Origin of the sequence: Limnohabitans sp. Hippo4, from assembly GCF_003063605.1 — a bacterium.
Lineage (GTDB): Bacteria > Pseudomonadota > Gammaproteobacteria > Burkholderiales > Burkholderiaceae_C > Limnohabitans_A.
The window spans coordinates 29,855-49,860 of record NZ_NESE01000002.1 but is presented as its reverse complement, the minus strand read 5'-3'; the positions used below and the strand labels follow the sequence as shown (position 1 = coordinate 49,860).

Annotated in this window: 29 protein-coding genes; 16 read left to right on the top strand and 13 right to left on the bottom strand. The window is 47.0% G+C overall.

Going from position 1 to position 20,006, the window contains the following annotated elements; genetic code table 11:
- Positions 1-11: 11 nt before the first annotated feature.
- Positions 12-197, bottom strand: coding sequence for a hypothetical protein (locus tag B9Z46_RS05625; protein WP_108254931.1), 186 nt, complete (start codon positions 195-197; stop codon positions 12-14).
- Between the two features lie 138 nt (positions 198-335).
- Here B9Z46_RS05625 and B9Z46_RS05620 point away from each other — a divergent pair, with 138 nt between their 5' ends.
- From B9Z46_RS05620 to B9Z46_RS05605, 4 genes are all read left to right on the top strand, one after another.
- On the top strand, positions 336-848 hold the full coding sequence (locus B9Z46_RS05620; RefSeq protein WP_108254930.1) for a hypothetical protein: 513 nt from the start codon (positions 336-338) through the stop codon (positions 846-848).
- 60 nt (positions 849-908) lie between these two features.
- Entirely contained in the window at positions 909-1,247 is a 339-nt protein-coding gene (locus B9Z46_RS05615; protein ID WP_146179228.1) for a hypothetical protein, read from the top strand.
- A 127-nt stretch (positions 1,248-1,374) separates the two neighbouring features.
- On the top strand, positions 1,375-2,082 hold the full coding sequence (modA, locus tag B9Z46_RS05610; RefSeq protein ID WP_108255721.1) for a molybdate ABC transporter substrate-binding protein: 708 nt from the start codon (positions 1,375-1,377) through the stop codon (positions 2,080-2,082).
- A gap of 64 nt (positions 2,083-2,146) precedes the next feature.
- Positions 2,147-2,692, top strand: a complete 546-nt coding sequence (locus tag B9Z46_RS05605; RefSeq protein ID WP_108254928.1) for a carboxymuconolactone decarboxylase family protein — start codon at positions 2,147-2,149, stop codon at positions 2,690-2,692.
- Between the two features lie 5 nt (positions 2,693-2,697).
- Here the strand turns inward: B9Z46_RS05605 and B9Z46_RS05600 are convergent, their stop codons facing one another.
- Both B9Z46_RS05600 and B9Z46_RS15105 read right to left on the bottom strand, forming a co-directional pair.
- On the bottom strand, positions 2,698-3,678 hold the full coding sequence (locus tag B9Z46_RS05600) for a tripartite tricarboxylate transporter substrate-binding protein (RefSeq protein WP_108254927.1): 981 nt from the start codon (positions 3,676-3,678) through the stop codon (positions 2,698-2,700).
- A 74-nt stretch (positions 3,679-3,752) separates the two neighbouring features.
- On the bottom strand, positions 3,753-3,899 hold the full coding sequence (locus B9Z46_RS15105) for a hypothetical protein (protein WP_158268404.1): 147 nt from the start codon (positions 3,897-3,899) through the stop codon (positions 3,753-3,755).
- A 193-nt stretch (positions 3,900-4,092) separates the two neighbouring features.
- Between B9Z46_RS15105 and B9Z46_RS05595 the strand changes: the two genes are divergently transcribed.
- The 3 genes from B9Z46_RS05595 to B9Z46_RS05585 all read left to right on the top strand — a co-directional run bounded on the left by B9Z46_RS05595 (position 4,093) and on the right by B9Z46_RS05585 (position 6,233).
- Entirely contained in the window at positions 4,093-4,596 is a 504-nt protein-coding gene (locus tag B9Z46_RS05595; protein WP_108255719.1) for a DinB family protein, read from the top strand.
- Positions 4,593-5,750: a M48 family metallopeptidase gene (locus B9Z46_RS05590; protein ID WP_108254926.1), complete on the top strand. Its 1,158-nt coding sequence runs from the start codon at positions 4,593-4,595 to the stop codon at positions 5,748-5,750. Before B9Z46_RS05595 ends, B9Z46_RS05590 begins: the two co-directional genes overlap by 4 nt.
- Before the next feature lie 75 nt (positions 5,751-5,825).
- Positions 5,826-6,233 carry an SRPBCC family protein gene (locus B9Z46_RS05585; protein WP_055361447.1) on the top strand — a complete coding sequence of 136 codons (408 nt, stop codon included), beginning with the start codon at positions 5,826-5,828 and terminating at the stop codon, positions 6,231-6,233.
- A gap of 20 nt (positions 6,234-6,253) precedes the next feature.
- On the opposite strand, the gene B9Z46_RS05580 is transcribed toward B9Z46_RS05585, so the two are convergent.
- From B9Z46_RS05580 to B9Z46_RS05565, 4 genes are all read right to left on the bottom strand, one after another.
- Complete coding sequence (locus B9Z46_RS05580; RefSeq protein WP_108254925.1) at positions 6,254-7,138, bottom strand: methyltransferase domain-containing protein; 885 nt, start codon at positions 7,136-7,138, stop codon at positions 6,254-6,256.
- Between the two features lie 109 nt (positions 7,139-7,247).
- Positions 7,248-9,086, bottom strand: coding sequence for a S8 family serine peptidase (locus tag B9Z46_RS05575; protein WP_158268403.1), 1,839 nt, complete (start codon positions 9,084-9,086; stop codon positions 7,248-7,250).
- A 167-nt stretch (positions 9,087-9,253) separates the two neighbouring features.
- Positions 9,254-10,198, bottom strand: coding sequence for an SRPBCC family protein (locus B9Z46_RS05570; protein WP_108254923.1), 945 nt, complete (start codon positions 10,196-10,198; stop codon positions 9,254-9,256).
- A 22-nt stretch (positions 10,199-10,220) separates the two neighbouring features.
- Positions 10,221-10,502 (bottom strand): cupin domain-containing protein, encoded by a 282-nt coding sequence (locus tag B9Z46_RS05565; protein ID WP_108254922.1) that lies wholly within the window; start codon positions 10,500-10,502, stop codon positions 10,221-10,223.
- Positions 10,503-10,553: 51 nt separating this feature from the next.
- On the opposite strand from B9Z46_RS05565, the gene B9Z46_RS05560 reads away from it, so the two are divergent.
- Genes B9Z46_RS05560 through B9Z46_RS05545 form a run of 4 tightly spaced genes read left to right on the top strand, consistent with a single transcriptional unit; the run spans position 10,554 to position 12,907 of the window.
- On the top strand, positions 10,554-11,522 hold the full coding sequence (locus B9Z46_RS05560) for a Gfo/Idh/MocA family protein (RefSeq protein ID WP_055361451.1): 969 nt from the start codon (positions 10,554-10,556) through the stop codon (positions 11,520-11,522).
- 11 nt (positions 11,523-11,533) lie between these two features.
- On the top strand, positions 11,534-12,046 hold the full coding sequence (locus tag B9Z46_RS05555) for a GNAT family N-acetyltransferase (protein WP_055361452.1): 513 nt from the start codon (positions 11,534-11,536) through the stop codon (positions 12,044-12,046).
- A complete protein-coding gene (locus tag B9Z46_RS05550) occupies positions 12,039-12,431 on the top strand; it encodes a GFA family protein (protein ID WP_108254921.1) in 393 nt (130 codons plus the stop codon). Before B9Z46_RS05555 ends, B9Z46_RS05550 begins: the two co-directional genes overlap by 8 nt.
- Before the next feature lie 50 nt (positions 12,432-12,481).
- A complete protein-coding gene (locus tag B9Z46_RS05545; RefSeq protein WP_108254920.1) occupies positions 12,482-12,907 on the top strand; it encodes a GNAT family acetyltransferase in 426 nt (141 codons plus the stop codon).
- Here the strand turns inward: B9Z46_RS05545 and B9Z46_RS05540 are convergent.
- From B9Z46_RS05540 to B9Z46_RS05525, 4 genes are all read right to left on the bottom strand, one after another.
- Complete coding sequence (locus B9Z46_RS05540; RefSeq protein ID WP_055361454.1) at positions 12,902-13,309, bottom strand: glyoxalase/bleomycin resistance/dioxygenase family protein; 408 nt, start codon at positions 13,307-13,309, stop codon at positions 12,902-12,904. The two genes, B9Z46_RS05545 and B9Z46_RS05540, sit on opposite strands and share 6 nt — an antisense overlap.
- Positions 13,310-13,587: 278 nt before the next feature.
- Positions 13,588-14,001: a DUF2306 domain-containing protein gene (locus B9Z46_RS05535; RefSeq protein WP_055362054.1), complete on the bottom strand. Its 414-nt coding sequence runs from the start codon at positions 13,999-14,001 to the stop codon at positions 13,588-13,590.
- Positions 14,002-14,069: 68 nt separating this feature from the next.
- A complete protein-coding gene (locus tag B9Z46_RS05530) occupies positions 14,070-14,363 on the bottom strand; it encodes a hypothetical protein (RefSeq protein WP_108254919.1) in 294 nt (97 codons plus the stop codon).
- Positions 14,364-14,686: 323 nt separating this feature from the next.
- Positions 14,687-15,079 (bottom strand): YkvA family protein, encoded by a 393-nt coding sequence (locus tag B9Z46_RS05525; protein ID WP_055362055.1) that lies wholly within the window; start codon positions 15,077-15,079, stop codon positions 14,687-14,689.
- A 374-nt stretch (positions 15,080-15,453) separates the two neighbouring features.
- Between B9Z46_RS05525 and B9Z46_RS05520 the strand changes: the two genes are divergently transcribed.
- The 3 genes from B9Z46_RS05520 to B9Z46_RS05510 all read left to right on the top strand — a co-directional run bounded on the left by B9Z46_RS05520 (position 15,454) and on the right by B9Z46_RS05510 (position 16,484).
- The gene (locus B9Z46_RS05520) at positions 15,454-15,714 is read left to right on the top strand and encodes a hypothetical protein (RefSeq protein WP_055361456.1); all 261 of its coding nucleotides are present in this window, start codon (positions 15,454-15,456) and stop codon (positions 15,712-15,714) included.
- A gap of 15 nt (positions 15,715-15,729) precedes the next feature.
- Positions 15,730-16,059, top strand: a complete 330-nt coding sequence (locus tag B9Z46_RS05515) for a GYD domain-containing protein (RefSeq protein WP_055361457.1) — start codon at positions 15,730-15,732, stop codon at positions 16,057-16,059.
- Positions 16,060-16,151: 92 nt separating this feature from the next.
- Positions 16,152-16,484, top strand: a complete 333-nt coding sequence (locus B9Z46_RS05510) for a YciI family protein (RefSeq protein WP_108254918.1) — start codon at positions 16,152-16,154, stop codon at positions 16,482-16,484.
- A 717-nt stretch (positions 16,485-17,201) separates the two neighbouring features.
- On the opposite strand, the gene B9Z46_RS05500 is transcribed toward B9Z46_RS05510, so the two are convergent.
- Positions 17,202-17,444 (bottom strand): helix-turn-helix transcriptional regulator, encoded by a 243-nt coding sequence (locus B9Z46_RS05500; protein WP_055361460.1) that lies wholly within the window; start codon positions 17,442-17,444, stop codon positions 17,202-17,204.
- 332 nt (positions 17,445-17,776) lie between these two features.
- Between B9Z46_RS05500 and B9Z46_RS05495 the strand changes: the two genes are divergently transcribed.
- Positions 17,777-18,385 carry a LysE family translocator gene (locus B9Z46_RS05495; protein WP_108254916.1) on the top strand — a complete coding sequence of 203 codons (609 nt, stop codon included), beginning with the start codon at positions 17,777-17,779 and terminating at the stop codon, positions 18,383-18,385.
- 198 nt (positions 18,386-18,583) lie between these two features.
- Here B9Z46_RS05495 and B9Z46_RS05490 read toward each other — a convergent pair whose 3' ends face one another.
- A complete protein-coding gene (locus B9Z46_RS05490; RefSeq protein WP_108254915.1) occupies positions 18,584-19,018 on the bottom strand; it encodes a MerR family transcriptional regulator in 435 nt (144 codons plus the stop codon).
- Positions 19,019-19,201: 183 nt separating this feature from the next.
- Between B9Z46_RS05490 and B9Z46_RS05485 the strand changes: the two genes are divergently transcribed.
- Positions 19,202-19,999 carry an SDR family oxidoreductase gene (locus tag B9Z46_RS05485; RefSeq protein ID WP_233245929.1) on the top strand — a complete coding sequence of 266 codons (798 nt, stop codon included), beginning with the start codon at positions 19,202-19,204 and terminating at the stop codon, positions 19,997-19,999.
- Positions 20,000-20,006: the final 7 nt, after the last annotated feature.

Below are 20,006 nucleotides of genomic sequence, written 5' to 3'. Positions count from 1 at the left end.
TTGAATGCAAATTATTTTTTCAAAACTTCACGCTCTTTTTCATAGCGGTCGTAATTGGGCAACGCAGCAGGTGTTTGGGTGGTGCCCGTGGTTTTGGCTTTCTCAGCGCCTCGAATGCCATCGTAGACCGACTGGCTTGAAACAAAAGCACAGGCTTGTAAACCTGCAACGGCCAAAGAAAGCGCAATTAGTCGCATTTGGAAGTTTGAATTGAAATGAGACATAACAAAAAACACTAGAAAAAGGCTTATTTAAACGCTGTGTAAAGTTTGACCGAATTTAACCCAAATGACTAGAATGAGCTGAGCCATCACTCATTTGGATAAGGTCATACGTTGGCACGCAAACCTTTGGTTACGGCACAAGAACTTGAAGCACTGCTTTCAAAACCAGTGGCAGATACGCACACGGTTGACCCCTATTTCCCCCTTCGGTTGGCCATCCTCACCTTTTTCTCCGCCCTTTGGTTTTTGCGCCTCACGCTCTACACCAACGAAGTCGCCAACGACCTCTTCTCCAATCCAGATGTGCGCAATTACATGATGCCCGCCCTTTATTTCAGGGCTTGGATTCTTTTTGTGTTCATGTCGGTGGGCGTTTGGTCCTACAAAAACGGCAAATACCCCGCCATTCTGTTTGGGCTGCTCTTTGTGGCCAGCCTGTTCAATTTGATGTTCGATGTCACCGTCTTTTATGCTGAAAAGCTAGAGCAGCGTGATGTTCGCATTACCTTTGTCATCATTGGACGGCTTGTGATCTCGTACATCTTGTATATTTCCATGCGCCGAGCCCACCGCATTCCTTCAGGGCGCGACAAATGGAATGTATTTTTACCCTTTAAAAAGTAAACCATTACGCCGGGTCAAACGTTAGAGACTTAGTTAGCGCCTGATCCACCGGAGACTGCCATGAAAAGATTAATTGCCCTTGCCCTCATCCTCATGACCTTGAGTGTTTCTGCCATGGCGCAACACGGCCATGGACATCGCCATGGTCACGGCCCATGGGTGCGGGGTTACGGCAGCGGTTGGGGCTGGGGCGTACCCGCCGTCATCGGTGGTTTATTGGTCTACGAAGCCGTCAAACAGCCCACCTATGTTCAGCAACCGGTGTATGTGCAGCAACAGCCCGTCATTGTTCAGCAACAGCCAACTTACACCACATCCTCTAACCCCACCTGCACCCCTTGGACTGAAGTTCAATCGTCCGATGGCACCATCACTCGCACGCGCACCTGCACGCAATAAATCCATCAGTGGCTTTAACTAAGCCCTTTTGAGGCTGCAGTGTTCACGATAGGTCATTGATAATGTGGGCATGCTTGACAAAACACCAGCCTACAAGTTTCTAAGCACGTTGCTTGTAGCAAGTGTGATGAGCTCAAGCAGCTATGCAGCCGAGGTCTTGGTGGCCGTCGCTGCCAATTTTGCAGCGCCCATGCAAAAAATTGCGCCTCTGTTTGAAAAAGACACCGGACACAAGGTCATCCTTTCTTTCGGCGCAACAGGTAGCTTTTACGCGCAAATCAAAAACGGTGGCCCCTTTCAAATCCTGTTGTCTGCCGACGATGAAACGCCTCTGAAATTAGAAAAAGAAGGCCTAGGCATCGTTGGTTCTCGGTTTACCTACGCCACCGGCAAATTGGTACTTTGGAGCAAGCAACCTGGCAAGGTCGATGACGCAGGGCAAATACTCAAAGCTGGGAACTTTCAACGCCTGGCCATGGCCAATCCCAAACTGTCACCCTACGGTATGGCAGCGCATGAAACTTTGGCGAAGTTGGACCTCTTGCAAACGGTTCAACCCAAAATTGTGCAAGGCGACAACATTGCACAGACCTACCAATTTGTCTTCACCGAGAATGCACAGCTGGGTTTTGTAGCGTTGTCACAGGTTTATGCTGATAGCAAGATTGCACAAGGATCCGCGTGGGTCGTGCCCTCGCATTTGCACAGCCCATTGCAACAAGACGCCCTGCTTCTCAATCTAGGTAAAAACAAGCCAGCGGCTGAAGCGCTGATGAATTACCTCAAAACAGACAAAGCCAAAAACATCATTCGCGCATTTGGTTATGCTGTTTAATTTATGATGGCGCACGCCAAATAGGCGGCACTGTTCTAACCTAAATCAGCACAAGGCAAGCATCATGCGCATTCCCGACTGGACCCCCGAACAACTGGCTCAACCCCAAGCTTTGGTCGATGCCATCTTGGCCCGCCGTGGCGGCGCACTGCTCAACCTCGACAAAGCACTGCTGTGGAGCGAGCCTGTGGCCTCGGGTTGGAATGTTTATTTGCGCAATGTACGCACTGGACTGTCTGCATCACGTCAATTGTGTGAACTGGGCATTTGCACGGTGGCTTTGCTCACGGGTGCGCACTACGAATACCATCACCACGCCCCCGACTTTCTGAAGGCGGGTGGTACGCAAGCTGAATTGGATGCGCTTAAGCGTGCCGTAGAAGCGCAGCCCGCCGATGGTGTGACCGATGCCGCTTTCGATGAAATGTCCCAATGGGTGGTGCAATACGCCGCTCAAATGACACAGCGCGTCAAAGTGGATGACGCACTGTTCAAGAAATTGCAATCTCGTTTAAGCACCACGGAGATTGTGGAACTCACCACCGCCATAGCCACCTACAACATGGTGGCCCGGTTGTTAGTGGCGCTTCAAATTACGCCTGAAGAATAAGCGCATCAATCTGGCTTGATGCCGTTGTCTCGGACCACTTTGGCCCAGACATCAATTTGTTTGTCGATGAAAGTTTTGGCTTTGTCGACACTGCCGCCAGAAATATCAATGCCTTGCGCACTGAGCTTGTGCGCCACCTCGGGGTTGTTCAACACCTTGTTAAGCTCTTCGTTCATGCGCTTCACGATGTCGGGTGGTGTTTTGGCAGACGCCAATACTGCCCACCAAGCTGGGGCCTCAAAGCCTGCAAAGCCCGCTTCGGCAATGGTGGGCACGTCGGGAAACTCTGCCACGCGTTTGGAAGAAGTGACCGCCAGGGGTCGGATGCGCTTGTTGTCGATGTGGGGCTTGCTTAAGAAAACAGTGCCCATGGCCAAGGGCACATGGCCCGCAACAGCATCGGTCATGAGAGGGCCACCGCCTTTGTAGGGAATGTGGTTGAACTCCATGTTGCCATTCTTGCCCAGCAAAGCCATGGCCAAGTGACCTAAGCTGCCATTGCCAATGGTGCCAAATGACACATTCTTTTTGGCTTTGGCTGCGGCCACCACATCGGCAAAGGTTTTGTACTCATTGCCCACGTTGGAAGTCAGCACCATGGCCGAGGTGCCCACCAACACCAAAGGCACGATGTCCTTTTTGCTGTCGTAGGGCATGTTGGGTATCAGGCTTTGGTTCACACCGTGCGTATCAAAGACCACGGCGAAGGTGTAGCCATCTGCAGGTGCCGACAACATGCTGGAAGTGCCAATGACGCCTGATGCACCGCCTTTGTTTTCCACAATGATGCTTTGACCCAACTGCTGGGACAACACGGGCGCAATGATGCGCGCCACCTGATCCACAGAACCGCCAGGCGGAAACACCGCAACCAGTTTGATGGGTTGTTTGGTGGGCCAGGCTTGAGCCATGGCCACAGCAGGCAAGAAAGCTGCTATCAGCAGCAGAGATTTGACAAAAGAGCGGGAGCTTTGTTGCGCATTCATGTTGAGAGATCCTTTCTCTCGATCCTAGTGTCGGCCATCATCAAATAGGCAGGTATTAACCCTAGGATTTGCGCTTAACTGCCGCTCCAAGGCACGGCGACAGGCGTCTCTGGTTTTTCGTAACGTTGTTTGTTGAATCGGGGCAAGCTGAGAACTGAATCAAAAACCAAGAGGTAGGTGGCAATGCACACCAAAATGAGCACGAAGTGATGCGGACGCATTGAAATTCCTTTGATATGCATCCTATTTTTTGCCAGATGAAATTTCAATTCTACGAAGGTCCTAGAACCTTATATGGGTTGTAAGCCCAGAACAATATATGCAGTACGCTGACTGCATTGGTAAAAAGGCAATCTTTGACTGTCCATAATGCTTGCTGAAGAATTTTTTGTATGAACCCTAAGGGAAATGGACATGATTTCAGCCAAATACGCTCAAGCCTTTGCCCGCTACAACCGTTGGCAAAACGCGTCCCTGATGGCCGCGGCAGATCAGCTCTCAGAGGCGCAGCGCCAACACAATGCCGGCGCCTTCTTTGGCTCCATCCTGGGTACGCTGAGCCATATCCTTTGGGGTGACTCGGCCTGGATGAATCGTCTGACGCAAACGCCCTTCACTCCCACTCCCATCGATGAATCGGGTCGACTTTGGAGCGATTGGTCGGCCTACAAACTAGCGCGTGTTGCCATGGACGAACGAATCATTGAATGGGCTTATTCGGTGGACGACAGTTTTTTCAAAAAAGATCTCACTTACATCACTGCCAAGGGCATTCAAGTCACAAAGCCACTAGACCTGGTCGTGATGCACATCTTCAACCACCAAACCCATCACCGGGGTCAGGCTCATTGCTTGTTGACGCAGTTTGGCGCCAAGACAGCCGATACTGACATTTTGATTTACAGAGAAAACACATGAGCTTTGACGTTCAAGCCGCAACAGACAATTACATCAACGCCCTAGGGCCAGAAGCACTGGCCAAGGCAGCCGCTTACACCTCTGGGTCGCATTGGACCATGCTGTGGGGCTTCCTCATTTCGACAGCAGTGGCCTGGTTGGTGATCAAGTCACAAGTGCTCGATAAGATTGAAGGAAAGCTGAGCCACAGAAGCCTGTGGTTTCGTTCGTTTGCGATCAGTGCCGCCTACCTAGTCTTGTCCTCCTTGCTCGTACTCCCATGGACGTTGTATGCCGATTGGTGGCGCGAGCTGGCTTACGGAAAAACAAACCAGCCTTTGTCTGATTTCTTAAGCCAAGGTTTTGTGATGCTGATCATCTCTTCACTTTTTGGCGGCTTGTTTTTATCGGGGATCTACTTTTGTATCCGACGTCTGGGCACTTACTGGTGGGCTTGGTCTGGAGGCGTGGCAGCTGTCGCCGTGACAAGCATGATGCTGATCGGTCCCATTTGGATCGAACCGCTGTTCAACAAGTACACACCCTTGCCGCAAGGTGAGGTACGTGAAGCGCTTGAGGTGTTGGCCAAACAAGCCAACATTCAACCCGACCGCATCTTTGTCTACGACGGTTCAAGACAATCCAATCGATTTACCGCCAATGTTTCTGGCTTAGGTTCGAGCGCGCGAATTGCCATCTCAGATGTGGCGCTCACATCGGCATCTTTGGACGAAGTCAAAGCGGTAACTGGACATGAAATTGGCCACTACGTATCAGATCACATCTGGAATTTGATTGGCACAGCCGTTTTGATGTCGATGATTTTCTTCTACCTCTCCAATGCCATGTTCATGAAAGTGGCGAACCTCATGGGCGCCAAGGCCAGCATTGCAGAACCTCGAGGCGTGGCCGTCTTGCTGGTGTGCATCTCTTTTTTAAGTTTGTTGGCACAACCTGTCACCAACTACGTGGTTCGACTGGGTGAAACAGAAGCTGACCAATATTCTTATAAGGCTGTGAATCTGCCAGATGCCATGGCCTCTGCGCTGGTTAAAACGGCAGAATACAGAGATCCGCGGCCGCATCCTTTGCAAGAGCTGATTTTTTACACACATCCATCCGTGGAGAAGCGCGTGAAGGCTGCCATGGAATGGAAAGCGCAACATTCAAACTAAGGTTTGCGCCATTGGCATCCAACTGAATCTCATTTATAAATCGATCAAAGTTCAAACCATTCAAACAGGTACACCATGAACATTACCGTTGAAACCACTGTTCACGCCCCAATCGACAAAGTGTGGACGGCATACACCACACCCGATGACATCGTTCAATGGAATGCGGCCTCAGATGACTGGCATACCACTTCTGCCAGCGTGGAGTTGCGAGTGGGGGGACAGTTTTCTTCGCGCATGGAAGCCAAAGATGGCAGTTTTGGATTTGATTTTGCAGGGACCTATACCAAGATTGTTCCCAATGAATGCATTGAGTACCAATTTGGAGACCGCTCTGCTTCAGTTGAATTTATTCAAACAGACAAGGGTGTGAAGGTTCGCATCAGCTTCGTTGCGGAGGAAGAGCATTCCGTTGAGCAACAACAAGAAGGCTGGCTGGCCATTTTGAACCGCTTCGCCAAACACGTTGAGAATAAGCATTGATTTCCTAAGTCGGCACTAGATCAATCTTTTTGCCGACGTCCTTCAATGTTGACAGGCAAGGGCTGAATGTCCAGCATGCCATAGGGTCCCACCACCTCGCCAGTCAGTGCATCGTCTTTGACTTGGGCCTTGACCGACTTCAACTGGCCCTCAGAGTTCACAAAACTGAAATGCAACGCATTGCCGTGAATGCGCGCACCCAATAGCGTTTGCTGTTTTCCTTGATGGTCCAAGATGCCGCCAATCCTCTGATGCACTTGCACCAATTTCAAGCTTGCGGGTATTTTTCCGTCGATCCCAGAGACAGACCAAACACCAGACACCTTGGCAGGCACAGTCCAAAAATAACCTGTCCCGTTGCCAACACGTATCACTTCGTCAGGCTCCCAATCCCCCATCGAAAATGTGTTGGACAAAATGCGTGTACCAGGCTTCATGTTCAACAAAGTGGGTCGCAATTGGGCATTCAATTCTTCCAACAGATACAGCGTCACCACGCTGGCCTTTGAAAAGTCTTCTTTGAAAATATCACCATGAACAATGTTGACACGACTGGCAACGCCAGCACGTTGCGCATTGCGGTTGGCCAAAGCCGCTAACTCTTTGTTGTATTCAATGCCCCAAGCACGTGCGCCAAATTGTTTGGCAGCCGCAATGGGAATTTTTCCGTCGCCCGCACCCAAGTCAACCAGTTCATCGTCGGAGCCTACTTTGGCAGCTTCCAGCATTTTGTAGACCAAATCGTCACTGGTGGGCAGCCACATCACATCCTTGCCCATCTGTCCGCGTTTAGGGACATAGGTTTCTGGCAGGATGGTGCTGCAAGCTTGCAAGCCTAAGGCGATGCAGAGGATGAAAGCGCGAAATAAAGTTGGGGACTTAGACCCAAGGCGAGTGTCCGTCATAAAACCATCATTGCAATACTGAATGGCTCTGAATGTACACAAATCAAGAAATCCGTGTCATGTCATGAAAGTAAAACCTTGATGGCTCATGAGTTCATGGACATGTGGCTTACTGCATGGCTGTGGTCATCGCTTTGCCTGGGTGAATTAACTTGCGACGACCATCTGGTGTTGCTTCTGCAGTGTTCTGAATCAAGGCAATCACTTGCTCAGGCTTTAAGGCCGGTTTGACTGCCAAAATTTTGGCGGCCAAGTTTGCCACATTGGGTGAGGCCATGGATGTACCCGACAAAGCCACGCGTGCACCACCGGGTAAATAGCTGTCCACTTGGTAGCCATTTGCGTGAACTTTGACTGTGGGACCATAACTGGTGAAAGGTGCCTCATCACCTGCTTTGTCTACAGCACCGACAGTCAGTAAGTTGGGTAAGACAATGCTTGATGGGATAAATTCACCAAAAGAAGAATCCGAGTTGCTGTTACCCGCAGCTGTGATGAACAAAATTTCAGGCGCACTCGAAAAAGCTTTGATCAAAGCTTTCTTTTCAATTTCAAAATAAGTACGAGCTAGCTTTTGGCGTTCTTCTGTGGTTTTGCCAATGCCACATTGCTCAAGGCTGTCCTCAATTCCCTTGACGTTGCCGCCCCAGCTCATGTTGACCACGCGTACTTTGTTTCTCTTGAAAAAGTCGACATAGGCTTGGTGCGCTAGAGCACCACGCTGTGCCAGTGCCATGCTGGGACAAGGATTGGGTTGCAATTTGTAATCAAACGAAATGCGCGCGTTCAACAAACGCGCCCAAGGATTTCCTTCTACCGCGATACCCGCTACGTGGGTGCCGTGGACATAATTGCCCACAAGGCCCAGTTGCTCCATGGTTGATTTGAATTGTTCTGGCTTGAGCGAGGACAGTTGCTTCTTAACTTCCGATGCTTCAGCACTGTCAATGTTGGATTGCAAATCGGAAAAGCCCTTGGTACGAGACAGCATGGCAGGCAATTCTGAAAGCATCTCCTTAGGAATGGGGTACAGCGCATGCTTTGAAGGTTTGGCCTCTAAATCAAAGGCAATGGTGGCTGGTTTTCCCTTGGCATCTTTTAGCAATTGCTGGGGAAATAATTGACTGTCAACGCCACTGTCCCACACAGCCACATGCACTGGCTTGTAATTGCCTGATGAAGGAAGCGAGATATTGCGTGCTGCCCAAATATCGGCCTTTTCAATCTTGTTTCGGTCTAGATAGGCACTGTAAGTGGCAATCAAAGTTTGCTTCAATGGCACTGCAGTTTCCAACGCATAGCGCACAAAGATCAAATCTGCCACGACGTCAGAACTGATATTGCCGTTGTTCTTGTCCACTGTCTTTTGGAGCACATCTTTGACATTACCCAACAACTGCCCCTCACCAATCACTTCTGCACTGGCTTTGTAAGATTTAATGTCATTGGAAATCACCGCATAGGGATGTATTGAAAGCTCCTTGTCGATGAACTGGCTGACTTCTGCAAAGTACTCTGGCGTATTGAGAGTGCCTGTTTTCTTGACAGCGGCCACCATAGCGCGCAGTCGCAATGCCGACAGCAGCTTGTCCGCAGGCTTTTCCTCTAAAGCTCTCACTTTTTCTGCTTTGATCAACGCTTCATCGTAATTTCCCAGCAGAAAGTCGAGCAGCATGATGGTTTGCAGATAACGGCGGTGTGCTGCTTTGTCGGAAATATCATATTTAGCCAAAACGCCTTCCATGTCCTCCCGAACTTTGAGCGTCGTCTTGGCAAATAAAGCTTTGTCTCTGACGATCTTCTCAAGTGGCTCCGACAGGGTGTAAGTGAATCTGGGAAGGTCGGCTTCTTTTTCTATGCGCTGCTTGTCTGCTGCAAAACAAAAAGCACTGATAGACAGCGCCACGACGGCAAACAAGGTTCTTTGGGCAATGCGACGTTTTAACATTTGGATCTCAAAAACAACAATGCCCAATGTTAAACATTGGGCATTGCTAAGTGTCAACTTCTTTTTAAGGGTGCAGGTAGAAAACAATGAACAATGCGCCACTTGTTGGCGCATTTTCATTTCGGTCAAGTGGACCGAGTTGACGAGGCGGATCTGAGTACAGATATTTAACCTAGCAATGCCTCAAGCTTGTCAAAACTGCCGGTCCATCCCATGGACATGCCAGCTCTTTCATTGACAAATTGAAGGATGTCTTCTGGGGTGGACTGCTCCGGCGTCCAGCGAAGTGTGAGTCGGCTTGTATGCGCATCTTCAGGAGCCAAATCAATGCGCGTGTTCATTTCCAGAGGCCAATTGGAAAAGAAAACAGGCCGAATGACTTGCTCGTTGGCATCGCAAAATTGCTGGGTATAAACAATGCGATGCGACGGGCTCAACTCAAGGTATCTGACCAACCCGTACATAGGCTCACCCCCGTTGAAAGACATCTCATAAAAAGAGGTTTCATTCAAGGATGCTGCCGTTCTAATAAACTTCATGGACGCGCCAGTGGGCGGTAGCCACTGTGAAAGCTGCTTGGGTTGCGAACACATCTCGTACAGTCGATCGACAGGTGCATTGAAAGTTCTGGCAATTAAAAATATGTCCTGCCCTGTGGTCTTTTTGACAAGGAACTCACCCAATCGATCCCAAGTGGTTTCACCTCCAGCTTGACGGATGTGCCCCTTCATTTCATGTGCAATCTCAGCTGAGGCAAACGCCATTTCCATGGTCATTTCAGTTAGGCCCTGCAGTTCATTAAACTGCACAGTCACCCTGAACAAAGGTGGACGATCTTTGTGGCCCCCGTGGTCGTACACCAAGCGCTCCATAGGGACCACGTCGAGGTATTGGGTTGTGTTTTCATAATCAGTACCGTCGGGCCCATGCATCGTGTAATGCCAGTGCCCGCCCGATCTAAGGTCACGATCATGCACGGTCAACGTAAATCCACGAGGACCCCACCACTGCGAAATTTGTTCGGGTGTAGCCCATGCTTCCCATACAGCTTGTAGTGGTGCGTCATAAATGCGGTTGATCGCGATGACGTTGGATTTTGGGTGAGTCGCCATTTGGATTTATCGATTGAATTGCTTATGACTTTCGTGCGACCCAGAAGGTAGCGCCATTGGGACCATATTGCTCTGCGTGCTCAGTTCCACGGGGGATGAAAAAGCCTTGTCCCGCTTCAAATGTTTGCGCACCTGTCGCAAGGGTTAATTTCACTTGACCTGTGGCCACCTGAACTCTGGCATCAAAGGGGTGTGTGTGCTTTTCAATGACCAGATGGGGGGCCCACTCTTTTTTAATGATCTCGTCGAAGCCGTCGTCCATGGCTTGGGTTGAAAAATCATTGAAGTTGGCGTGTGACTTCATGGTTTATTCTTTCATCAGATACGTTAAGCTCAGGTTGATCTGGAGGCTTTTATGACACACAAATTTGCAATCATCGGGCTCGGCATCATGGGACGGCGCATGCTTGAAAACGTGATGCGCCACCCTGAATTTGAAGTAAGTGGCCTATGGGACCCCTCGGCTGACGCTATTGCCAAAACACGCCTCATCTTACCAAATGCGCCCATTACGCAAAGCCCCCAGGAGGCCATGAAAGGCGCAAACGTGGTGTACTTGGCTTGTCCACCAGCTCCTCGCAAAACTTATGCGTTAGAAGCCGCAGCCAACGGGCAAGGTGTGTTCATGGAAAAACCCTTGGGCACGGACAATGCACAAAGCCGTGACCTCTTGAAACAATTGGAGAAGGCGCGCTTGCCTAGCGTGGTGAACTTCACGCAAGCAGCCTCTCGTGGCTTTGAAGAATTGACCCGCGCCATACAAGCTGGCGAGGTCGGTGAATTGCTGGGCATTGACATCGTGGTGAACTACCCCGCTTGGCCTCGGGCGTGGCAAAAGGAAGCCGACTGGTTGCGCTTTCGTCATGAGGGCGGCTACACACGCGAAGTCATTTCGCATTTCTTGTTTTTAGCTGGCCGCTATTTAGGCCCATTGAAACTTCAGTATGCGTCACCTCGCTATCCTCAAGACCCCTCTCTGTGTGAGTTGGACATGCTGGCCAGACTGACCACGGAAGATGGCAGTCCCGTCACTGTGATGGCCACCACCGGTGGCATGCAACCAGACCGACAAGAAGTGACAGTGCGTGGTAGTCGAATGAACTTTCAATTCAGAGAGTTTTTTCAGCTGTGGTGCTCAGATGGCGGCCCTTGGAAAGAGGCCGTGGACTGGTCGAAAGAAGACCCACGCGCAAGCGCGTTGCAACGCCAATTGGATGAAGTAGACAAGTGGCTTAAAGGACAAGCTCACAAGTTGGCTACTGCACAAGAAGCTTTGGCAGTTCAAGAGTTGGTGGAGGCCATGCTTCAAGGACATCCCAATTAATCATTTGAAATATGAAACTTGAAATTCGCATTGACGATCTATCAACCGAGACATCGCAATCCATCGTTCGTGAGCACTTGGCTGGCATGATGGCAAACACCCCTATCGAAAGCGTCCATGCACTTCCTCTAGAAAAACTTCGGAGGCCATCCATTACCTTTTGGACAGCTTGGATGGGCGATGATCTTTGCGGCTGTGGGGCGCTGCAAATGCTGAATCCCGAACATGGGGAAGTTAAATCTATGCGAACGCGTCAAAGGTTTTTAAGACAAGGCGTAGGTCAAGCCATGTTGCTGCACATCATCAATGAAGCCACGGCACGTGGGATGAATCGTTTAAGCCTTGAGACTGGTTCATCGGAAGATTTTGCTGCAGCCAGATCCATGTATTACAGGCATGGGTTTGAAATCTGCGGGCCATTTGGCGATTACAAATTAGATCCTCTAAGTGTGTTTATGACCAAACAGCTATCGCCTGTGCCAAAATCTGAATCACTTTCTGTATTGGATCTGAAAAATGATTGAAGGCTCTTGTTTGTGTGGCTCAGTCACTTGGCAATTGGATGGCCAACCTGATGGCGCCACTGCCTGTAATTGCACGGCATGTCGAAGGTACGGAACTCTATGGGCGTATGGCTATGTCGATGAAGACATCCGGACCCAAGGTGAAACACGTGCCTATGTTCGTCACAATGCCGTACTGGAATTTCACTTCTGCCCTAAGTGTGGATGCATGGCATTTTGGCGTGGGCTAGGAGCGGACGAAACAGGAAAAACTCGCATTGCTGTGAATTTAAGACTGTCTGAGCCAGGCGTTGTGGCTCAAATTCCAATCGATCATTTTGATGGTTTGGACACTTTCACAGACATGCCGCGAGATGGAAAGTGCGTTGCCGATTATTGGTCCTAGTGAGAATCTGAAAACAGTTTTAAGATTCTGGATACCACTTACTTCATTCAATGAAAAACATGCCAACAATACGTCAATATGCAGATGCCACTGACCGAATTCAAGTTGTTGAACTATGGCGTAATGTCTTCGGCTACGAAACTGCACACAACGAACCCAACCTGGCCATTTCAAAAAAAATCGCCATCAACGATGGTTTGTTTTTTGTTGCAGTTGAAAACGAAGCTATCGCTGGCACGATCATGGCGGGCTACGACGGGCATCGTGGATGGTTGTATTCTGTGGCGGTAGATCCTGGCAAACGACTCCATGGTTTAGGCAGTGCACTCGTTCACCATGCTGAAAAAGCACTGGCTGAATTGGGTTGCATGAAAGTCAATCTTCAACTGCTGGATACCAATGAAGCAACTGCCGCTTTTTATAAATCGATTGGCTACGCAGTTGAACCTCGTGTGAGTATGGGTAAATTGTTATAACGAGCTGTCCAGCTGCTTAAATTGAATCACATTACCTTCTGGGTCACAGCCATCTAAAACAACATAGCCACGAATACGCCAAGCTTGCTTGAGAGGTTTGAGATAGCCACCATTCACTTTAGCGGCGGCTCGAACAATCTCTAGGTCATCTACGACAAATACAGGCTTTAAGGCAACATCATCTCGCTTAATGGGCGGCGACTCAATTTCGATGCTGTCTGCATATGCTTTTGAAATGGCATGAACCACAACTTCGTGGTTTTGTCCTACCAAGAGATCATGCGTTTTATCGGAAGCTTCAAGCTTCAGTCCCAAAGCTTGCTGATAAAACAATGAAACTTGTTCTACATTTTTTGCAAAAATGCACAAAGCTTGCAAGGGTGACTGATTTTTCTTGGCCATTTGCTGTCCGAGGAATGGATAAAGTTGTTTTTATACCCGATAAGAAACCAAACTTAACGTGCATACCAGTTGAAGCAGGCAGCTCAAGTTGGCAATTCAGCGTATTGTGGCAATGCGTCTTGAATCTCATACCAAGAAGCCTTTGAAGCAACATAGATGTGATGATCTGGTTTGCAACTGGGTTCATCTTTTACGACACAGACTGCAATGGCAGAAAAAATCGTACTTGAAGTCATCTGGGATTTCAGATTGAATGACGCGACACACGCGATTTGTTTCTAGTTCATCAGCCCCAAATACGACCAAACAATGCCACCTAGATAGCGACTTGGAAGCAATGTAAAAATTCCTGCGCCAATACAAGCGCCCAGATACAAACCCACCATTGCTTTGCGATGTTTTTCAATCTCTTTCATAGCCAAGGCTCTGAACGCGTAAACAAGCCAAAAAGCTGTAAACGGAACCAATAAATGTATAGGTGTGTAGCCCCATATATTTGGCAACCCATAGTCTCTAATGAAGATGGCTGAAAGGGCAGAGACGATCATCATCGTTACCCAGCCATATCCAATGGCCCGGTGAATCCAAGGTCGTTTTGTTTGACCCAAACGAGCCCACATAGCAATAGGACCGATCACCAAAGCAGTCAAAGTTGCAGATAGATGAACGGCAATGACTGGACTCATTTGCATAGAAATCTTTTCCAACTAATGTAGACATAGTCTACCCAAGGTGTCAGGTCAAAAAATCAATGCTTGCGTCACTTTTCTCTTAAAACTATCAAGCCCTTGGGCTCACTACTGAACCAAAACCAAGCTGTGTCTGTTCCACCTTTGCGTAAGACCCACTGATAAACATTGAGATAAATTACGCTCAAGCCAACAAGATTTATGGCTAAAGCGGCAAGTCCAAAAAAGACATAAGCAAACAACTTGGCGTATGAGATATTGGGTGCCAAATCTTGTGCCGCTACAACAATCAGCCCTGCAATCAGAAAGCCAGCAAGGAACAACTTGGCAAGATATTTAAAGGGGTGGCGATTTGAATTGATCATAAAAAGTTGAACAGCGATCAAGTATTACTATGAGTCTGAAGCATTCACTTGAGCGAGTCAAGGAATTTTGCAGTATTGGCCAAACACTAATCTCCACGTAAGGCGATACTTGCCGACCCAGATTAATTTTCTAGTTCAACAGCCACAAAAGCGACCCAATAACGCCACCTAGATAGTGACTTGGCAGCATTGTAAAAACGCCTGCGCCAATACAAGCGCCACAGTACAAGCCTAACATCGCTTTTCGGTGTTTGACAAACTATGTCTATGTAATTTACTAAGGGTCGAATACCAAAAAATTTATCCTCAATTTCTGTAAACGATTAAATCCATTGGTTGAATTGCTTTAACAAAAGTACCAAGCAGAACAACCAAATCACCAAAACAAAAAGGAGGCCAACATAGCTCTTTGGTTTTGCTTGATTGCTATTGATCCGTTCAACTGCTTGTTCCCGCGCTTGTCTCATCACATCAACTGGAATCAATTTCAAAGCGAGCCAGATCAAAACAGGAACAATGATCAAATCATCCAAATAGCCTAATACCGGTATGAAATCTGGTATCAAGTCAATCGGACTTAAAGCGTAGGCAACAGCGCAAAAAGATACAAGCTTTGCCCAAATAGATATGCTTGGATACTTTAGAGCAAACCACACAGCAAGCACATCAAATTTGAGTGCTTTAGCCCATGCAGTGATTTTTGGAAATAAGTTCAATCTAGCCTTCAATTGTCAAAGTTCACAATCACGGCATCCACGCTGAATACAACTTAGGACAACAGTATTTACTTAGCCGCGTGGAGAGCGTTTTCTAATCCAATCAGCATAGCAAGAAACTTTGTCCAAAAGTTCTAATGGTGTAAAGATTGATCTTTTAAGTCAATTTTGAGTCATCGCCAAACGACCTCTGAAATTTAATATGACCCAGGAAAACCCTTGTTAAATGATTTCCAAAAGCTATTTCATTTCTAAAGTGCTAGCGTTAAATTGAAACCCGTGGATTAACACCACATGCACTTCTTTATCCGGAGGAACTTTAAATGGGATAAATAATTTCACAAGCAGTATTTAAACCCAATCCAGGCGCTGACATGGCCAAGTTCATGGGCTTCGTGTCTGAGAGCGTTGCCATCTGGCGCAAACACGGGGCAGATGTATCAATATGGGCCGTGTCAACAGGCGAAGTAGGCAACATGGTATTTGCCGCTCGCTTTGACAGCTATGAAGCCTACGGTAAGTGTGTAGACGCAGTCTATGGTGATCCAGCATTTCAAGATTGGTCTGCTCGCGCAACTGGCAGCGGATTGAGCAGTTGGGTACGAAGCAACTTAGCTCGTCAATTACCTATTTAATTAAGGAGACACATCATGGCTTTATATCTAGTTCGTTCTCGCTACACCACCACAGCTTTCCAGGGCATGCTTGCTGCCCCCAGCGATAGAGGAGATGCTGCAAAAGCGCTTTTCAAATCCTTGGGACTTAAAACTCATGAAGTATTGTTTTCAATTTCAAATGGCAGCATCGTTTGTTTAATTGAAGGAACTGCTGAACAAATTACCGAAGCACAAATGATCACGATGGCAAGTGGTGCCTTCCAAGAAATTCAAGTAGAAGAATTAGTTTCAACCAAAGCGATGAGATCTGCTATGGCAAACGCTGGTACAAAAGCTGCCAAATACAAGGCACCCAATAAATAATAGACTGCTGGCAGAGACCTCACATCATTTTGTACGCAGTGATGTGAGTTTCTACAAAATTAGAGGAATGCCAATCTCTAAATAGAAAGGCCATGTTGAAAAAATTCATCATCTTCGTCATAGACGATTTGTCTGGATCTGGCACACCTGAAGAAATGGTTGCCATAGTTGCCTTCAATGATTATTTGAGAGACAAGGGGCATTGGATTTTTGCAGGCGGCTTAACAGCCCCTGTTCATGCCAATGTGATCGATAACCGAAACGACAGCAACTTCACAACAGGCAAGCCTCTGTTCGATACCAAAGAAAATTACAGTGGGTTTTGGCTAATTCAAGCGAACGATGATGAAACTGCAAAGAGACTGGCTTTTGAAGGGTCAAAGGCGTGTCATCGCAGGGTGGAATTAAGACCTCTACTTGGCTGATTAATACCCCACACCAACTGTCCTGTAAAACGACACTTGATGACAACGACTCGCCAGTAGCACGGTAGACCCGTCAAAGCCAAACCTGACTTAACGATTTATACGCATAGTTTGCCCTTTTAAAGGACATCCTTCTAGACCCCAAACTTTATTCAAAAGTTTGGTAAATCAAACAGGGAAAAATTAGATCCATTAAGTCAATCAAGCGTTATCCTCTGACGGCATACTCCAAGCTAAAACCATAGATGGGAGGCTTGCCATCCAAATACAAATTGAAAAGAGTGAAGTTGAAATATGAGCTTCCTTATTTGGAAATAGTACAGAAGTTGCTTCTCTGTTTATCAAGTAGTAAAAGCAAAAATAAATCAGGGTGATGTAAGTCATCCACCTGTAAGCGTATATGTACGCATTGTTGCGAAGTTTAATTTGCCTCTCGTCTAACAACTCTGAGGGAGCATCTGCTAGCAGGCGTACAGCCTTCCGCAATAATAGGTAAAACATCACAATTGCTGCCATCAGAAAAAATTCCACATACGATTTAATTTTGGGTTGATCAATAAAAATCGTCAGCAAAAGGAAAATGATAAAAAAAGTGCTGCAACCAGTACTTTTCTGTTTCTTTGATTTCTAAATATTGAAGGCTTGTTATCGTTCAAGCTGTTTATCACTTCTTACTTAGTGACACCTTCTGCCCAATAAAACTTTTTGTCGGTCTTATCATTCATTTCTTTTACCTTTAGGAAATGGTTTGATGGAAAACAAACTTTGAACATCAATGTTCAGTGCTTCTGAAATACGTAGTGCTAAAACCAAGCTCGGGCTGTATTCGCCTCGCTCTAAGTAGCCAATGGTTTGATAGTGGACATTGACCATTTCAGCCAATTGCTGACGGCTCATACCGATCAGTTCACGCTGCTGGGCAATACGGTTATAGACTGGGGCTTCTTCATTTCTACTCATAGACATAGTATAAATGCTACATAGCATAAATACAACATCACTCGTAAAAAGCCCTAGAAATTTTGGGTCATTCTTTTTTTTGAAGATGACTTTTTTGAAACACTGATGATTTGAAGATGATGTAGTTTAGAAAAAACTTCAAAGATTTCGCAGCATCCTTACAGATCCAAACTTGATCTCCACCTCAACCCACAAGCACAGTCTCTACGCTGAGCACAAACTTGTTGAGACGGTTCAATCAGTATGGAGATAATAGCCTTCATATCGCAATCACCAGAATCTTCAATTAAACGTTTTGTGGATAACAATTTACAACTTAAAGGTCTAGCTCAATGATTCCATTTCTAATTGCGGCATTCGTATTAGCCATCACACCTGGTCCAGGCATTGCATATGTTGTAGCAAGAACGGTATCTGGTGGTCGCAAAGAAGGTTTGGCATCTTGTCTTGGAACAGGCTTAGGCGGCTTGATACACGTGATGGCATCAGCACTTGGCGTTTCGCTAATCATTGCCCAATCAGCATTTGCTTTTAGCATTGTGAAGTATGTGGGAGCTGCCTACTTGTTTTACTTAGGCTTTCGTATGCTCTTTTCAAAAAATGCTGCCCCTATGAATGAAGAAATATCACCACAAGGAGCTCGTCGTGCTTTCTTTGAAGGTATAGCTGTTGAAGCCCTCAATGTTAAAACTGCCCTTTTCTTTCTGGCATTTCTACCTCAATTCACTAACTCCTATGAACCTTTAATGCCACAACTTGTTTTGTTAGGGGGTATTTGCGTCGTGCTCAATACATTTGTGGATGTTCTTGCAGTCTTGGGGGCAAACCGACTGCTTACATCAAGCGCAAAGCGAGCTCAGCGAGAAAAAATAATGGTTAAAACTTCAGGCGTCACAATGATTGGATTAGGCGCTTACTTAGCATTAGCTGAGCGAAACTGATCCAACAAAACGTAAATGCCCTCCAAAAGCACGGTCTATACGCGGAATCAAACCTGAGAAATCATCGTCCCGTTACTGGACGCTTGATGTCTTCCATCCTTGCTTAAAAATCGAGCAGGATAGGCAATTGGGGTGGCTCAAATTTGGATGCAAATTCAATTCAAAGTGATTTTTTTGCGTTGTTCAACACTTTTACTTTCACTTTGTGACTTTCAATGCAGTCATAAACTCAACAACGAAGCTGCAGTCAGGTTCATTTAACACTCGCATATCACCAATTGCAACGGGCTCCACATAGTCTCGGATTACTTGCAGACTTGCAATGCGCTCATTTATTTTTGCCAGCACATTGGATGCCAGTTGTTGCAATGCTTTTTCATCAAGAACTCCTTGATCGCGATCCGCCAGTAAAAGTGCGATTTCTGCAAGCGTGAGTCCAAGTTCCTTTAGATGAAATATTACCTTAAGGCGGTCAATTGTCTCGCTACTATATTGACGATAACCTGCATCTGTTCGTCTTTGTGGTGAGATGAGCCCCTCTTTCTCGTACAAACGCAACTGACCGCGAGTTACGTTTGCAGTCTTACATAAGGCACCAGTTGTTTGCAAACTCTTAACGGCGTTGGCGGTCATGACGTTTTCATAGCTTTTTTGATTAATTAAGGATGGGCACACATATCCATCCTAAACCTGGCTCATAAGTACCAAGTCAATGTATTTCTATGACCTTGATTTGATAAGTCCAAACACTTGACTCGGCATATTAGTACCAAGTTTCTAATCCTAGTATTGATAAATCAACTCTGGGGAATATTCTTGACAACATTACCAACAACACTTCGCAAGACAGCACTCATTACAGGTGCATCTTCTGGTATCGGCAAGGCGCTTGCTTTTGAATTTGCCAAAGATGGGTACGATGTCGTACTTGCAGCTCGCAGCATTGAAAAGATGAAGTCTTTAGCAAATGAATTGCACTCTCACTTTAAGGTCAATGTCATAGTCATAAGTGCAGACTTGGAGATCAATGGTGGTGCGACAACGCTACACGCAGATATCAAAGCGCGAGGCATTAGGCTGAATGCATTGGTCAATAACGCAGGTTATGGGACTTTTGGTGAGTTCAAAAACTCTTCACTGACTGCTGAATTGTCTATGATGAAACTCAACATGGAGGCAGTGGTTGTTCTGACTAGATTGTGCCTGCCCGATCTTTTAGCAACAAAAGGTAAGCTGCTCAATGTTGCATCCACTGCAGCATTTCAGCCGGGTCCCTATATGGCGGTTTACTGCGCTACAAAATCGTTTGTTCTGAGCTTTACAGAAGCCATAGCTTGCGAGCTTGAGGATACGGGAGTTGAGGTAACGGCGTTTTGTCCTGGTCCGACAGCATCGGGATTTCAAGAAAAGGCTGAACTCGGAAACTCTGCACTGATAAAAGGTAAGAAACTACCAACGTCAGAATATGTAGCGAAGCTGGGCTATCGCGCCATGCAACGAGGTCAGAGGGTATACATTCCTGGCTTCATCAATTGGGTTATGGCTCAAAGCATGCGCTTCACGCCTCGTAACCTTGCTACCAAAGTCGTCAAAATCATGATTAAACCTATTTAAAAGAGTC

Coding starts and splice junctions, on each gene's coding strand:
- B9Z46_RS05625 (WP_108254931.1), bottom strand. CDS start 197: ATGCGACTAATTGCGCTTTCTTTGGCCGTTGCAGGTTTACAAGCCTGT.
- B9Z46_RS05615 (WP_146179228.1), top strand. CDS start 909: ATGAAAAGATTAATTGCCCTTGCCCTCATCCTCATGACCTTGAGTGTT.
- modA (WP_108255721.1), top strand. CDS start 1,375: ATGAGCTCAAGCAGCTATGCAGCCGAGGTCTTGGTGGCCGTCGCTGCC.
- B9Z46_RS05605 (WP_108254928.1), top strand. CDS start 2,147: ATGCGCATTCCCGACTGGACCCCCGAACAACTGGCTCAACCCCAAGCT.
- B9Z46_RS05600 (WP_108254927.1), bottom strand. CDS start 3,678: ATGAATGCGCAACAAAGCTCCCGCTCTTTTGTCAAATCTCTGCTGCTG.
- B9Z46_RS15105 (WP_158268404.1), bottom strand. CDS start 3,899: ATGCGTCCGCATCACTTCGTGCTCATTTTGGTGTGCATTGCCACCTAC.
- B9Z46_RS05595 (WP_108255719.1), top strand. CDS start 4,093: ATGATTTCAGCCAAATACGCTCAAGCCTTTGCCCGCTACAACCGTTGG.
- B9Z46_RS05590 (WP_108254926.1), top strand. CDS start 4,593: ATGAGCTTTGACGTTCAAGCCGCAACAGACAATTACATCAACGCCCTA.
- B9Z46_RS05585 (WP_055361447.1), top strand. CDS start 5,826: ATGAACATTACCGTTGAAACCACTGTTCACGCCCCAATCGACAAAGTG.
- B9Z46_RS05580 (WP_108254925.1), bottom strand. CDS start 7,138: ATGACGGACACTCGCCTTGGGTCTAAGTCCCCAACTTTATTTCGCGCT.
- B9Z46_RS05575 (WP_158268403.1), bottom strand. CDS start 9,086: ATGTTAAAACGTCGCATTGCCCAAAGAACCTTGTTTGCCGTCGTGGCG.
- B9Z46_RS05570 (WP_108254923.1), bottom strand. CDS start 10,198: ATGGCGACTCACCCAAAATCCAACGTCATCGCGATCAACCGCATTTAT.
- B9Z46_RS05565 (WP_108254922.1), bottom strand. CDS start 10,502: ATGAAGTCACACGCCAACTTCAATGATTTTTCAACCCAAGCCATGGAC.
- B9Z46_RS05560 (WP_055361451.1), top strand. CDS start 10,554: ATGACACACAAATTTGCAATCATCGGGCTCGGCATCATGGGACGGCGC.
- B9Z46_RS05555 (WP_055361452.1), top strand. CDS start 11,534: ATGAAACTTGAAATTCGCATTGACGATCTATCAACCGAGACATCGCAA.
- B9Z46_RS05550 (WP_108254921.1), top strand. CDS start 12,039: ATGATTGAAGGCTCTTGTTTGTGTGGCTCAGTCACTTGGCAATTGGAT.
- B9Z46_RS05545 (WP_108254920.1), top strand. CDS start 12,482: ATGAAAAACATGCCAACAATACGTCAATATGCAGATGCCACTGACCGA.
- B9Z46_RS05540 (WP_055361454.1), bottom strand. CDS start 13,309: ATGGCCAAGAAAAATCAGTCACCCTTGCAAGCTTTGTGCATTTTTGCA.
- B9Z46_RS05535 (WP_055362054.1), bottom strand. CDS start 14,001: ATGCAAATGAGTCCAGTCATTGCCGTTCATCTATCTGCAACTTTGACT.
- B9Z46_RS05530 (WP_108254919.1), bottom strand. CDS start 14,363: ATGATCAATTCAAATCGCCACCCCTTTAAATATCTTGCCAAGTTGTTC.
- B9Z46_RS05520 (WP_055361456.1), top strand. CDS start 15,454: ATGGCCAAGTTCATGGGCTTCGTGTCTGAGAGCGTTGCCATCTGGCGC.
- B9Z46_RS05515 (WP_055361457.1), top strand. CDS start 15,730: ATGGCTTTATATCTAGTTCGTTCTCGCTACACCACCACAGCTTTCCAG.
- B9Z46_RS05510 (WP_108254918.1), top strand. CDS start 16,152: ATGTTGAAAAAATTCATCATCTTCGTCATAGACGATTTGTCTGGATCT.
- B9Z46_RS05500 (WP_055361460.1), bottom strand. CDS start 17,444: ATGAGTAGAAATGAAGAAGCCCCAGTCTATAACCGTATTGCCCAGCAG.
- B9Z46_RS05495 (WP_108254916.1), top strand. CDS start 17,777: ATGATTCCATTTCTAATTGCGGCATTCGTATTAGCCATCACACCTGGT.
- B9Z46_RS05490 (WP_108254915.1), bottom strand. CDS start 19,018: ATGACCGCCAACGCCGTTAAGAGTTTGCAAACAACTGGTGCCTTATGT.